The sequence below is a fragment of the Delftia tsuruhatensis NBRC 16741 genome, from assembly GCF_001571325.1.
Lineage (GTDB): Bacteria > Pseudomonadota > Gammaproteobacteria > Burkholderiales > Burkholderiaceae_C > Comamonas > Comamonas tsuruhatensis.
Genome location: NZ_BCTO01000059.1, coordinates 20,961 through 34,903 on the forward strand (window position 1 = coordinate 20,961; position 13,943 = coordinate 34,903).

At 65.4% G+C, this 13,943-nt stretch carries 12 protein-coding genes, 1 CRISPR repeat array and 1 riboswitch; all 12 genes read left to right on the top strand.

The window, feature by feature from the left end; all coding sequences use genetic code 11:
- Positions 1-65 precede the first annotated feature (65 nt).
- The 12 genes from DTS01S_RS24535 (at position 66) to cas2 (ending at position 13,080) form a co-directional block, all read left to right on the top strand.
- The gene (locus tag DTS01S_RS24535) at positions 66-875 is read left to right on the top strand and encodes an RNA methyltransferase (protein WP_061289310.1); all 810 of its coding nucleotides are present in this window, start codon (positions 66-68) and stop codon (positions 873-875) included.
- Positions 876-910: 35 nt separating this feature from the next.
- On the top strand, positions 911-1,735 hold the full coding sequence (gene cysE, locus DTS01S_RS24540) for a serine O-acetyltransferase (RefSeq protein WP_046984061.1): 825 nt from the start codon (positions 911-913) through the stop codon (positions 1,733-1,735).
- A gap of 62 nt (positions 1,736-1,797) precedes the next feature.
- On the top strand, positions 1,798-2,460 hold the full coding sequence (locus DTS01S_RS24545) for a nitroreductase (protein WP_047473818.1): 663 nt from the start codon (positions 1,798-1,800) through the stop codon (positions 2,458-2,460).
- Between the two features lie 62 nt (positions 2,461-2,522).
- Positions 2,523-2,648: riboswitch (TPP riboswitch) on the top strand.
- A 265-nt stretch (positions 2,649-2,913) separates the two neighbouring features.
- Positions 2,914-4,857 carry a phosphomethylpyrimidine synthase ThiC gene (gene thiC, locus DTS01S_RS24550; RefSeq protein WP_047218741.1) on the top strand — a complete coding sequence of 648 codons (1,944 nt, stop codon included), beginning with the start codon at positions 2,914-2,916 and terminating at the stop codon, positions 4,855-4,857.
- 173 nt (positions 4,858-5,030) lie between these two features.
- Positions 5,031-7,274, top strand: a complete 2,244-nt coding sequence (locus tag DTS01S_RS24555) for a CRISPR-associated helicase/endonuclease Cas3 (protein WP_061289313.1) — start codon at positions 5,031-5,033, stop codon at positions 7,272-7,274.
- Between the two features lie 73 nt (positions 7,275-7,347).
- A complete protein-coding gene (locus DTS01S_RS30685; protein ID WP_156493787.1) occupies positions 7,348-7,512 on the top strand; it encodes a hypothetical protein in 165 nt (54 codons plus the stop codon).
- 83 nt (positions 7,513-7,595) lie between these two features.
- Entirely contained in the window at positions 7,596-8,270 is a 675-nt protein-coding gene (gene cas5c, locus DTS01S_RS24560; RefSeq protein ID WP_061289316.1) for a type I-C CRISPR-associated protein Cas5c, read from the top strand.
- Entirely contained in the window at positions 8,267-10,099 is a 1,833-nt protein-coding gene (gene cas8c, locus DTS01S_RS24565; RefSeq protein WP_061289319.1) for a type I-C CRISPR-associated protein Cas8c/Csd1, read from the top strand. Before cas5c ends, cas8c begins: the two co-directional genes overlap by 4 nt.
- Positions 10,096-10,977: a type I-C CRISPR-associated protein Cas7/Csd2 gene (cas7c, locus tag DTS01S_RS24570; RefSeq protein WP_061289322.1), complete on the top strand. Its 882-nt coding sequence runs from the start codon at positions 10,096-10,098 to the stop codon at positions 10,975-10,977. Before cas8c ends, cas7c begins: the two co-directional genes overlap by 4 nt.
- Positions 10,978-11,004: 27 nt before the next feature.
- Positions 11,005-11,661 (top strand): CRISPR-associated protein Cas4, encoded by a 657-nt coding sequence (gene cas4 / locus DTS01S_RS24575; protein WP_061289325.1) that lies wholly within the window; start codon positions 11,005-11,007, stop codon positions 11,659-11,661.
- Positions 11,646-12,686 (top strand): type I-C CRISPR-associated endonuclease Cas1c, encoded by a 1,041-nt coding sequence (cas1c, locus tag DTS01S_RS24580; RefSeq protein WP_061289328.1) that lies wholly within the window; start codon positions 11,646-11,648, stop codon positions 12,684-12,686. Before cas4 ends, cas1c begins: the two co-directional genes overlap by 16 nt.
- Positions 12,687-12,789: 103 nt before the next feature.
- Positions 12,790-13,080, top strand: a complete 291-nt coding sequence (gene cas2, locus DTS01S_RS24585; protein WP_016453846.1) for a CRISPR-associated endonuclease Cas2 — start codon at positions 12,790-12,792, stop codon at positions 13,078-13,080.
- A 183-nt stretch (positions 13,081-13,263) separates the two neighbouring features.
- Positions 13,264-13,889: a CRISPR direct-repeat array (repeat unit 32 nt; unit sequence GTCGCGCCCCGTGCGGGCGCGTGGATTGAAAC).
- Positions 13,890-13,943 lie beyond the last annotated feature (54 nt).

Below are 13,943 nucleotides of genomic sequence, written 5' to 3' on the forward strand. Positions count from 1 at the left end.
CGTTTTGTGCTGCGCAACCTGTCCCGTCTTGGGGGCTCTGCCGGCGCCGGCAGGCCAGCGACGCAATGAAAACCCGATTCGTACTGATAGAAACCAGCCACGCCGGCAATGTGGGCGCCGCCGCCCGCGCCCTGAAGACCATGGGCTTTGACGACCTGGTGCTGGTGCGCCCGCGCTGGCCCAACGTGCTGCGCAAGGAAGAGACCATCCAGCGGGCCAGCGGCGCGCTGGACGTGCTGGGCAATGCGCGCGTGGTGGAGACGCTGGAGGAGGCGCTGGACGGCATCAGCCACCTGTGCGCCACGGCCATGACGCCGCGCGACTTCGGCCCGCCCACGCGCACGCCGCGCCAGCATTTCGAGCTGCTGCTCAGCGGGGCGCTGGATGTGCTGGCTGCGCCCGATGAAGCGGCGCCGACCACCGATGCATCCGTGTCGGCACCGGCTCCCGCGCCGCGCTGCAACCAGTCGGGCGTGGCCTTCCTGTTCGGCTGCGAGCGCTTCGGCATGAGCAACGACGATGTCTACCGCAGCGATGTGGCGCTGTCGATTCCGTCCAATCCGCAGTTCGGCTCGCTGAACCTGGGGGCGGCCATCCAGGTCGTGGCCTATGAGTGGCGCCAGGCGCTGGGCGGCTTTCCCGTGGTGGAGCACACGCCTGCGCCGCAGCGTGCCGACGCGGCCCAGGTGGCCGGCATGCTGGGCCACTGGGAGCAGGCGCTGGCGCATATTGGCTTTCTCGATCCGGCTGCGCCCAAGAAGCTGATGCCGCGCCTCAACCAGCTTTTCAACCGCTCGCAACTGACCGCCGAGGAAATCCACATCCTGCGCGGTGTTGCGAAGGCCATGCTGCAGAGCACCCCACCGAAACGCTAGACTGAGCGGTCTTGTCAACAATAACCAGCCCCTAGATGCTTGACCGCCTGCGCTCCGATATCCAGTGCATCCTCGACCGCGACCCTGCGGCACGCAGCACCTGGGAGGTCATCACCTGTTACCCGGGTCTGCATGCGATCTGGCTGCAGCGCCCGGCGCACTGGTGCTGGAACCATGGCCTCAAGTGGCTGGGGCGCTTCATCTCGCACATCGGCCGCTGGCTCACGGGCATCGAGATCCACCCCGGCGCCGTCATCGGCGAGCGCGTGTTCATCGACCACGGCATGGGTGTCGTCATCGGCGAGACGGCCGTGGTCGGCGACGGCTGCACCATCTACCACGGCGTGACCCTGGGCGGTACCTCGCTGTACAAGGGCGCCAAGCGCCATCCCACGCTGGGCCGCGACGTGGTGGTCAGCGCGGGCGCCAAGGTGCTGGGCGGCTTCGAAGTGGGCGACGGTGCCAAGATCGGCAGTAATGCCGTGGTCATCAAGCCCGTGCCCGCAGGCGCCACGGCCGTGGGCATTCCGGCGCGCATCATCGCCAGCAAGAACGGCCACAGCGCCGATGTGACCGAGCACGACCCGGCATCGGCCAAGGCCGAGTCCATCAAGGTCCCGTCGGCCGCCGCGCCCCAGCCTTTCACGGCCTACGGCATCACCCAGGAAATGGACCCCGTGGCCCAGGCCATGCGCGGCCTGAGCGACGGCGCGGCCGCGCACGAGCAGCAGATCGCGCTGCTGTGGGAGGCCATTGCCAAGCTCTCGGCCGGCAGCAAGGTGGGCGACTGCGTGCCCTGCGAATCCGAGCGCCCGCAGGCGTTCCAGAAGGACAAGATCGACCAGATCATGGGCAAGTAGGCCTGCACAAGATCACCAAAGATCCCCAAGATCCCCCAAGAAGACCGGAGACTCCGACCAGCATGAACGTTGAACAGGCCTTGCATGCGCGCCGCTCCGTGCGCGCCTTCCTGCCCCAGTCGCCCGATGCAGCGCTGGTGCGCACCCTGATGGAACAGTCGGCCAATGCGGCCTCGGGCGGCAACCTGCAGCCCTGGCGCGTGCTGGCGCTGACGGGCGAGCCGCTGCAGCAGTTGCTGACCGCCGTTGCCGAAGCCGAGCCCCAGGACGCCCAGCCCGGCCTGTCCTACCCGCCCAACCTCTGGGAGCCCTACCGCAGCCGGCGCTTTGCCAATGGCGAAGAGCTGTACCAGTCGCTGGGCATTCCGCGCGACGACAAGCCCGCGCGGCTGGAGCAGCTGGCGCGCAACGGCCAGTTCTTCGGCGCGCCCGTGGGCCTGATCGTGGCGGTGGACGAGCGCATGGGCCTGCCGCAATGGGTGGACCTGGGCATCTACCTGCAGTCCTTCATGCTGCTGGCCTGCGCCAATGGCCTGGCCACCTGCGCCCAGGGCTTCTGGCGCCGCTACAACGACGCCGTGACCCAGGCGCTGGCGCTGCCCGAGGGCTATCACGTGGCCTTCGGCATTGCGCTGGGCTACGAGGACAAGAACGCCCCCATCAACGGCTGGCGCGCCACGCGCGCTCCGCTGGCCGAATGGGGTGCTCTGCGCGGCTTCGACTGACGGCGGCGCATGGCCCCTGGGCAAACCCGCAGGCGATGGGCCGCCAACCATCCCCTATACTTGCCGCTGCTCCGGGGTGTGCTGATGCACTGAGATGCCAACCGGTCCATGCGCTGCATGGGCCAGGCGGCGAACCCGACGAACTTGATCCGGTTGATACCGGCGGAAGAAGAGCGGGACCCTGAAGCGGGGCCGAAGTCAGAGGATGGAAATCCGCCACGGCGGATACACGCAGGGCCGCAACGGCCAGGCAGGCCACCATCCAACGCACATCGGCTCTTGCCAACCAAGGCTGCTCGTGCGCCTTGGCGTGCGTGGCAACCAGGGGCCAAGGCCATACGGCCCTGGCAGGCCCACACTGGCATAGCCCGGTGCGCGGCCTTTGGCACAGCCCAAGGAGTGTCCGGTTCCCGGAGCGTTGTTGATCGACGCTTTGAACGCAAGGAACCCGACATGAACGCTCCCGATTCCATCTTCACCCCCGCAGCCGGCGAAGCTCCCGACGCACAGCGTTTTTCCGACCTGCTGGCGCAGTCGCGCAAGCCGTTCCCGGCCTCCACCAAGAGCTATCTGCAAGGCAGCCTGCATGCCGGCCTGAGCGTGCCCGTGCGCGATATCCAGCTGACCAATGGCGAGCAGGTCAGCGTCTATGACACCTCGGGCCCCTACACCGATCCGGCCGTGGCCATCGACGTGCGCAGCGGCCTGCCCGGCGTTCGCAATGCCTGGATCGAGTCGCGCGGCGACAGCGAGTACTACGCCGGCCGCCTGCGCCAGGCCCTGGACGACGGCGGCAAGCGCGGCGAGGAGGACGAGCGCGTGGCCCGCCTGCGGGCCGAGGCCGCATCGCTGCAGCGCCAGCCGCGCCGCGCCAAGAGCGGCGGCAACGTCACCCAGATGCACTACGCGCGCAAGGGCATCATCACGCCCGAGATGGAGTACGTGGCCCTGCGCGAGAACGGCCGCCGCGAATGGATGGCCGAGTACCAGCAGGATGCCGCGCGCGAGGCGCGCCTGGCCGGCAACGGCCTGGGCGCCGCCATCCCCAAGATCATCACGCCCGAATTCGTGCGCGACGAAGTGGCGCGCGGCCGCGCCATCATCCCGGCCAACATCAACCACCCCGAGATCGAGCCCATGGCCATCGGGCGCAACTTCAAGGTCAAGATCAACGCCAACATCGGCAACTCGGCCGTCACCTCCAGCATCGAGGAAGAGGTCGAGAAACTGGTCTGGGCCATCCGCTGGGGCGCGGACAACGTGATGGACCTGTCCACCGGCAAGAACATCCACACCACGCGCGACTGGATCATCCGCAACTCGCCCGTGCCCATCGGCACCGTGCCCATCTACCAGGCGCTGGAGAAAGTGGGCGGCATCGCCGAGGACCTGACCTGGCCCATCTTCCGCGACACCCTGATCGAGCAGGCCGAGCAAGGCGTGGACTACTTCACCATCCACGCCGGCGTGCGCCTGGCCTACATCCACCTCACGGCCCAGCGCCGCACGGGCATCGTCTCGCGCGGCGGCTCCATCATGGCCAAGTGGTGCATGGCCCACCACCGCGAGAGCTTCCTGTACGAGCACTTCGAGGACATCTGCGACATCATGAAGCAGTACGACGTCAGCTTCTCGCTGGGCGACGGCCTGCGCCCCGGCAGCGCCTCGGACGCCAATGACGAGGCCCAGTTCGCCGAACTCAAGACCCTGGGCGAGCTGACCCAGCTGGCCTGGAAGCACGACGTGCAGACCATGATCGAAGGCCCCGGCCACGTGCCCATGCACATGATCCAGGCCAACATGACCGAGCAGCTCAAGCACTGCCACGAGGCGCCGTTCTACACCCTGGGCCCGCTGACCATCGACATCGCCCCCGGCTACGACCACATCGCCAGCGCCATCGGCGCGGCCATGATCGGCTGGTTCGGCACCGCCATGCTGTGCTACGTCACGCCCAAGGAACACCTGGGCCTGCCCGACCGCGACGACGTCAAGCAGGGCATCATCGCGTACAAGATCGCGGCCCACGCCGCTGACGTCGCCAAGGGCCACCCCGGCGCCCGCGCCCGCGACGACGCGCTGAGCCAGGCCCGCTTCGACTTCCGCTGGCAGGACCAGTTCAACCTGGGCCTGGACCCCGACACCGCCCAGGCCTACCACGACGAAACCCTGCCCAAGGACAGCGCCAAGGTGGCGCACTTCTGCTCCATGTGCGGCCCCAAGTTCTGCTCCATGAAGATCACCCAGGAAGTGCGCGAATTCGCCGCTGCCAAGGGCGTGGCCGAGCAGGAAGGCATTGCCGCCGGAATGCAGGCCAAGGCCGAGGAATTCAACCGCGCGGGCGGGGAGTTCTATATCCCCATCGTGGCGGCCAGCAGCGATACGACGGCGCGTTGAAATCTGCTGACTCCTGATCGGGAATGCGCCATGTAGGCTGATATTTCCCCTATAGTCGATCCAGCCTTGGACTGGTCAAATAAACACCGCAGGCGCTTTGGTGCCTGCGGTGTTTTTTCTTAGGACTATTCCTGTTTTTACCGAGAAATAGACGGAAGAATCTGAATTGTCTTATGGGTGACTTCTTTGCGCATTCCACAGCCAATGTTTCAAAGGCCGATTGGCAATCCCTGCCGGATCACCTGAAGGGTGTGGGCACACTGGCTCGACAGTTCGCACAGGCCTTCGGTGCCGGTGAGCTGGCTGAGATACAGGGCTGGTTGCATGACCTGGGCAAGTACACCGAGCCCTACCAACTTCGGCTGCAAGGCGGCGCACTGCGCGTGGACCACTCCACCTGGGGCGCGCGCATTGCAGCCAGACACTATCCCGGAATAGGCCATTTGCTGGCCTATGGCATTGCCGGGCACCATGCGGGATTGGCCAATGGGGATGGGCAAGGGGAAAGATCCGCATTGCGCCAGCGGCTCGATGACGGGTATGAATTGCCGGCGCTCGATTCCGCCTGGAAGCGAGACATCGCATTGCCCGCCAAGCTGCCCATGGTCGATCTCAAGCCCTGTGACGGCAAACGCAAGAATTTCCAGTTGGCATTTTTCACACGCATGATGTTTTCATGCTTGGTCGATGCCGATTTTCTCGATACGGAGCGCTTTTATCTGAAGACGGAAAGCCGTCCCGATCATCGCAGCGCGGGTAAGCCGGTGCCCAGCCTGCAGGCCTTGCGCGAGCAGCTCGATCACTTCCTGGCAGGTCTGCCGGCGGGGGGCGATGTCAACTCCATTCGCTCAGGCATCCTGCAGCATGTGCGTGCGCAGGCGGAACTGGCGCCGGGGCTGTTTTCCCTGACGGTGCCCACGGGCGGGGGCAAGACGCTGGCCTCGCTGGCCTTCGCGCTGGACCACGCCATACGCCATGGCCTGCGTCGCGTGATCTTCGTGATTCCGTTCACCAGCATCGTCGAGCAGAACGCCGCCGTATTCCGCAATGCCCTGGGCCCGCTGGGCGACGCCGCCGTGCTGGAGCACCACAGCGCTTTCGTGCAGACCGAGCCGCCGCGCGACGACCCTGAAAAATACCAGGCGCAGAAGAAGCTGCAGCTGGCCATGGAGAACTGGGACGCGCCCATCATCGTCACCACGGCCGTGCAGTTCTTCGAAAGCCTGTTTGCCGCCCGGCCATCGCAATGCCGCAAGCTGCACCGCATCGCGGGCAGCGTGGTCGTGCTGGACGAGGCCCAGACCATGCCCCTCAAGCTGCTGCGGCCCTGCGTGGCGGCCATCGACGAACTGGCGCGCAACTACCGCGCGAGCGTGGTGCTATGCACCGCGACCCAGCCTGCACTGGTGGCGCCAGATTTCGAGGGCGGCCTGAACGAAATGAGGGAGCTGGCGCCCGACCCGGACCGGCTGTTCACGCAACTGGAGCGCGTGCGCGTGCGGCACCTGGGCGTGCTGGACGACGAGGCGCTGGCCGGGCACATGCGCTCGCGCGAACAGGTGCTGTGCATCGTCAACAACCGCCGCCATGCGCGGGCCGTCTACCAGGCCATGGCCGATCTGCCCGGCGCACGCCATCTGACCACGCTGATGTGTGCCCGGCACCGCAGCGAGGTGCTGGCCGAAGTGCGGCAGATGCTCAAGGAAGGCAAACCCTGCCGGCTGGTATCGACGAGCCTGATCGAGGCCGGAGTTGACGTGGACTTTCCCACCGTGCTGCGTGCCGAGGCGGGCCTGGACTCCATCGCCCAGGCCGCTGGCCGCTGCAACCGGGAGGGACGGCGCGCCAGGGATGCCAGCGAGCTGCTTGTGTTTCTGCCGGGCAATCCGGATTGGGCACCGCCACCTGAACTCAAGCAGTACGCGGAGAAGGCGCGAGAAGTGCTCAGGCAGTTCGAGGCGCAGCCTCTGGCCCCCGAGGCCATCCAGCGCTACTTCTCGCTGCTGTACTGGCAAAAGGGCTCGCAGGCCCTGGATGTGCCGGATCTGCTGGGGCAACTGACGGCAAGCCGCTTCGACAGCCTGCCGATGGAAACCCTGGCGGCGAAGTTCCGGCTCATCGACAGCGTGCAGATGCCGGTGATCGTGCCGTATGACGACAAGGCCAGGGACGCGCTGCGGGCGCTGGAGCATGCGCAAGGCAGCGTGGGCCTGGCGCGCAGCCTGCAGCCCTACCTGGTGCAACTGCCGCGACAAGGCTTTGATGCACTGCGCAAGGCCGGGGCCATTACGCCCGTGAACCCGGATAAGTGGGGTGAGCAGTTCATGGTTCTGACTCATGGCGACCTATACAACAAACGCTACGGCTTGACATGGGATGACCCGACGTTCATGGAGGTGTCTAGTACGATCATTTAAAAGAATACGACAGTCTTTTTTTGTAGAAGCTTTGCTGTTATGCTTAGCTCCACCAACATGGCAGGAACGTGCAATGGATGATCACGGCAAGCAACAAAACGATTTCGCTCTGGAGCTCAAGCTGCGCATCCGGCGTCGCAGGGCCTTATTGCCATGGGTGGTGGTCGCTGGGTTGGCGCTAGTCAATTCGTCCAAATTTTGGGATGTGCTTGACAAGCTTCTGCTTGGCGTGGGTTGAAACTACAAGAAAAGTCTGTCGGTTAGTCAGAGTAGGTGCCTCGAAGGTTCGCCTTCGGGGCATCCATTTGGGAGGATTTACCTATGGCTTTTGGTATTCGTCTGTTTGTGAAAGGCGAGCGCGCCTGCTTCACCAGACCCGAGATGAAGGGTGAGCGTGTCAGCTACGACGTCATCACGCCTTCGGCCGCGCGCGGCATTCTGGAGGCCATCCACTGGAAGCCGGCCATACGTTGGAGCGTAGACCGCATCCACGTTCTGAAGCCGATCCGCTTTGAATCGATACGGCGCAACGAGGTCGGCAGCAAGATCTCTCCGGCCAGTGTGTCCAAGGCGATGAAGGCCGGCTCCACGGAAGGCTTGGTCACACATGTGGACCAGGACCGCCAGCAGCGTGCGGCCACGGTGCTGCGCGACGTGGCCTATGTGATCGAGGCGCATTTCGAGCTCACGCCCAAGGCAGGCGCCGACGACTCGGTGGGCAAGCACCTGGACATCTTCAACCGCCGAGCGCGCAAGGGCCAGTGCTTTCAGATGCCCTGCCTGGGCGTGCGCGAGTTTCCGGCGGACTTCGGCCTGCTCGAAGACGGCGAGGCATTGCCCACGCCGCACGAAAGCCTGCTGCCCGAGCGGGACCTGGGCTGGATGCTGCACGACATCGACTTTGCCAACGGCATGGCCCCGCGCTTTTTCCGCGCCAGCATGTCCGGTGGCGTGATCGCCGTGCCGCCCTGGAACAGCGAGGAACTCAAGTCATGATCCTGCAGGCGCTTGCCACCTACTACCAACGGCTGCTGGAACGCCGTGAGCAGGGCCTGGCGCCCTTTGGCTACAGCCCCGAGAAGATCAGCTACGAGATCCTGCTGGCCACCGATGGCCGTGTGGTGCAGGTCAACGACATCCGAGACACCACGGGCAAGAAGCCGCTGCCGTGCGTGATGAACGTGCCCCAGCCTGAGAAAAGGACGGTGGGCATCAAGTCCAACTTCCTCTGGGACAAGACCAGCTATGTGCTGGGCGTGAGCGCCACCAGCAAGCGCGCGGACAAGGAGCATGAAGCCTTCAAGGCCTTGCACCGCGAGCATCTGGCCGGCACGCAGGACGCGGGCCTGAAGGCCTTGCTGGGCTTTCTCGATGCCTGGACGCCGCAGCAATTCGAAGCGCCCCATTTCACCCCGGACATGCTCGATGCCAACATGGTGTTCCGCATGGATGGCGAAAAGGCCTATCTGCACGTACGCCCGGCCGCTCAGGCCCTGCGTGCCCGGCTTCTGGACAGCGACGACGGTGGACAAAGCGGTCAGGAATCGGTGGCGACCTGTCTTGTGAGCGGCGAAAGCCTGCCCGTGGCGCGCCTGCACCCGGTCATCAAGGGCGTCAGTGGTGCCCAGAGCTCCGGCGCCTCCATCGTCTCCTTCAACCAGGAGTCATTCACCTCCTACGGCAAAAGCCAGGGCGACAACGCACCTGTCTCGGAGCAGGCCGCCTTTGCCTACACCACCGTGCTCAACCACCTGCTGCGGCGCGGCGAGCATAACCGCCAGCGCCTGCAGATCGGCGATACCAGCATCGTCTTCTGGGCCGAGGCCGCAGATGGCCAGGAGGCCGAACAGGCCGTACGGGCCGAGTCGCTGCTGGCCGACCTGCTCGATGACCGTCCCTCGGACGACCAGGAGGCCGCGCGCATCCGCATCGAACTGGAGAAGGTGCAGAAAGGCCGGCCGCTCAGCGACATCGACCCCAGGCTTGAGGAAGACACGCGCATGTACGTGCTGGGCCTGGCGCCCAATGCCTCGCGCATCTCCATCCGTTTCTGGGAGGTCGGCACGCTGGGCCTGTTTGCGCGCCGCCTGGCGGAGCATGTCCATGACTTCGCGCTGGAGCCACAGCCCTGGAAGACGGCCCCGTCGGCCTACCGCGTGGTCTTGGCCACGGCACCGCACCGTGAGGGCAGCGCACCCAAGATGGATGACGCCATGAGCAATCTCGTGGGCGAGTTCATGCGCGCCGTGCTCACCGGCCGCCCCTATCCACGCAGTCTGCTGGCCAACGTGCTGATGCGCATGCGCAGCGACGGCCATCTGTCGGGGCTGCGCGTGGGTATCTGCAAAGGCATTCTGGCGCGTGAGCGCCGCCTCGGAATCAACAGTGACAAGGAGGAGATCCCCGTGAGTCTGGACAAGGAATCCACCAACGCGGCCTACCGGCTGGGCCGCCTTTTCGCCGTGCTGGAAAGCGCGCAGCGCCAGGCGTTGGGCGGGCAGGTCAACGCGACCATCCGCGACCGCTACTACGGCGCCGCTTCGGCCACGCCGGCATCGGTATTTCCCATGCTGCTGCGCAATGCGCAAAACCATCTGGGGCGCCTGCGCAAGGACAGGCCGGGCGCTGCCGTGGGGCTGGAAAAGGACATTGGCGAGATTGTCGGCGGCCTCACCGACAGCTTCCCCCGCAGCCTGCGCATCGAAGACCAGGGCCGTTTCGCCATCGGCTACTACCACCAGTCGCAAAGCCGCTTCAACAAGTCTGCCGCCAACGACGACAGCACCGATTCCACCGAAGACCGCACTGACGGAGATCCCGCATGACCGCCATCGCCCACCGCTACGAATTCGTCTACCTGTTCGACATCACCAATGGCAATCCCAATGGCGATCCCGATGCCGGCAACCTGCCGCGCCTGGACCCCGAGACCAATCGAGGCCTGGTCACCGATGTCTGCCTCAAGCGCAAGATCCGCAACTTCGTGAGCCTGGACAAGGAAGATGCGCCTGGCCATGCCATCTACATGCAGGAAAAGGCCATCCTGAACCACCAGCACCGCAAGGCCTACGAGGCCATCGGCCTCAAGCCCGAAGACAAGAAACTGCCCAAGGACGAAGCCAAGGCCCGCGAGATCACGGCCTGGATGTGCGCCAACTTCTTCGACATCCGCACCTTCGGCGCTGTCATGACCACGGGCGTCAATGCGGGCCAGGTGCGCGGACCCATACAGATGGCCTTCGCCACCTCCATCGACCCCGTGGTGCCGCTGGAAATCTCCATCACGCGCATGGCCGTCACCACGGAAAAAGAGGCCGAAGCCCAGAGTGGCGACAACCGCACCATGGGCCGCAAGCACATCATTCCCTACGGCCTGTACCGTGCCCATGGCTTCATCTCGGCCAAGCTGGCCGAGCGCACCGGGTTTTCCAACGAGGACCTGGACCTGTTCTGGCGCGCGCTGATCAACATGTTCGAGCATGACCGCTCCGCCGCACGCGGCGAGATGGCGGCGCGCAAACTCATCGTCTTCGAACATGAAAGCGCCATGGGCAACGCGCCTGCGCATGTGCTGTTTGACGCCGTCAAGGTGGAGTCCGCACAGTCGGCCGATGCGGGCGCTCCCCGGCGCTTTGCTGACTACCGTGTGCACATCGACACTGCGGCCGTGCCTTCGGGCGTGACCCTGCGGGAACTGATCTGAGACGGGTGGCAAAGCCGCCGACGCACCATGAGCGAAGACGACGCCATTGCCCTGTCGGCATTGCAACACTACTTGTACTGCCCAAGGCAATGCGCCCTCATCCATGTCGAGCAACTGTGGGCCGAAAGCCGGCATACGGCTGAAGGCCGGCTGCTGCACGAAAAGGCCGACAAGCCCAAGGCCGAGCGGCGCAAGGGTGTGCGCACTGTCACGGCCATGCCGCTGGCCGATACGCGCCTGGGCATCACCGGCATTGCCGACGTGGTGGAATTCCACCAGGGCCCACAGGGCGAGCGAGCGTTTCCCGTGGAGTACAAGCGCGGCCGGCCCAAGGCCCATCGTGCCGATGAAGTCCAGCTCTGCGCCCAGGCGCTGTGCCTGGAGTCCATGCTGGGCCAGCCGGTAGAGGCGGGCGCCCTTTACTACGGTGAGGCCCGCAGGCGCACCGATGTGCGCTTCGACAACGAACTGCGCCAGCTCACCTGCGGCACCATTGCCGCGGTGCGCTCCATGTTGGACTCGGGCACCACGCCAACGGCGCGCTACAGCCCCCGGCTGTGCGATGCCTGTTCGCTGCTGGACCTGTGCCAGCCCAGGCTGTTGGGGCGCACCCAGAGTGTCAATGCCTGGCTGTCAGCGCAATGGAGCCAGCAGATGGAAGAAGGTCCATGCGACGGCAACTGAACACCCTGTACGTGACCACCGAAGGCGCCTGGCTGCGCAAGGACGGTGCCAACATCGTGATGGAGGTCGAGCAGCGCGAGCGTGCCCGGCTGCCGGTGCACATGCTCGAGAGCCTGGTTTGCTTCGGACGCGTGCTGGTGTCTCCACCGCTGATGGGCTATTGCGCCGAGCAGGGCATCTGCACCAGCTTTCTCACGCCCAACGGGCGCTTTCTTGCGCGGGTGGAGGGGCCTGTTTCCGGCAACGTGCTGCTGCGCCGTCAGCAGTACCGGGTCAGCGATGATCCGGGCCGTTGCGCCGCCATCGTCCACAACATCCTGCTGGGCAAGCTGCACAACCAGCGCGCGGTCCTGGGCCGGGCACTGCGTGACCACGGCGACAAGCTGGAGCCCGAAGCCGAGGCAGCACTGACGCACGCCTACAGGCGGCTGGGGCGCATTGCGGACAAACTGCCCGGAGAAACCAGCCTGGACATGCTGCGCGGCTACGAGGGCGAGGCGGCGCAGGCCTATTTCGGCGTGTTCGACATGCTCATTCGCGTGGACAGCCCCGCCATGCGCTTTCAGGGGCGCAGCCGGCGCCCACCGCGCGACGCGGTCAATGCCTTGCTGTCTTTTCTCTACACCCTCGTCACGCACGACTGCCGCTCCGCGCTCGAAAGCGTGGGCCTGGACCCCGCCGTGGGCTTCCTGCACCGTGACAGGCCCGGGCGCCCCAGCCTGGCGCTGGACCTGCTGGAGGAATTCCGCCCCCTGCTGGCGGACCGGTTGGCGCTGTCGCTGATCAACCGCAAGCAACTGGGTGAGCGCGACTTCCAGACCATGGACAACGGCGCGGTTCTGCTGAACGAAGCATCACGCAAGACCGTGCTGACCGCCTACCAGGAACGCAAGCGCGAAGAACTGCGCCACGCCTTCATCGAAGAAAAAGCCGCCATCGGACTGTTCCCCTTCATCCAGGCGCAACTGCTGGCCCGACACCTGCGCGGTGATCTCGATGCCTATCCGCCATTCCTTTGGAAATGAAACATGGCCCCCACGCTCCCTTTGCTGCGCAAGGTCCGCTGCCCCCCGAGGGAGCCGCTTTTTCATCTTGGGACGGCCCGGCGATGAGAAATGAGGTGTGCCGATGATGGTCCTGGTGAGCTATGACGTCCGTACCCAGGACCCGGATGGTGCCCGCCGCCTGCGGCGCATCGCCAAGGCCTGCCGGGACTTCGGCCAGCGCGCGCAATACTCCGTCTTCGAAATAGAAGTGGACGCCGCGCAATGGGTCGCCCTCAAGGCGCGGCTGATGCAAATCATCGACCCCGCCCAGGACAGCCTCAGGTTCTACTACCTGGGCCAACACTGGCGAAGCAAGGTCGAACACATCGGCGCAAAGCCCGTGCTGGACCTCGACGCCCCCCTCGTCTTCTAAGCCTCCGCGCGAACCCCAAGTGACCGCCGCCTGCCCTTGAGGTTCGCAGCCGCGCAAGCTGTTGTTTTCAAAAGGGGGTGGGCGAGCGAATGGCTGAACGCCGATCCCGCAGCATGACAGTGCCGCCTGGTTCGCGGAAGCCTGGCTTTTTTCATAGCGGTGAAATTGCTCTATAAGTACCCCGTCGCGCCCCGTGCGGGCGCGTGGATTGAAACCCTGAGTAGGAGTACGCCCAACTCCACCAGTCCCGGTCGCGCCCCGTGCGGGCGCGTGGATTGAAACACATCGGCGATGGCTGTCGTGAAAGGGTCGGTCGTCGCGCCCCGTGCGGGCGCGTGGATTGAAACACTGCCTGCGACCGAGCTGGATAGCTCCTGTGAGTCGCGCCCCGTGCGGGCGCGTGGATTGAAACTACAGCGAAGCCGAGCGCGCGGAGATCCTGCAGCGTCGCGCCCCGTGCGGGCGCGTGGATTGAAACCACTTGAAGACCAGCACGCCCTCGGGCTCCAGCACGTCGCGCCCCGTGCGGGCGCGTGGATTGAAACTGAGGCCGCGATGAAAGCCACCGACACCCCTCCGTCGCGCCCCGTGCGGGCGCGTGGATTGAAACAGCGAGTTGCTTTCGAGCGAATCGCCTGCTTGTGGTCGCGCCCCGTGCGGGCGCGTGGATTGAAACTCGAGCTCAAGCGCATCCAGACCTTGATGGACAAGGTCGCGCCCCGTGCGGGCGCGTGGATTGAAACCTTGGCCTGGGCTGCGTCGTGGGCCTTGCGGGCTGTCGCGCCCCGTGCGGGCGCGTGGATTGAAACGATACAACTGACTAGGTCAGCGCCGAAGGTGCGGTCGCGTGGGCTGCTGCCGGT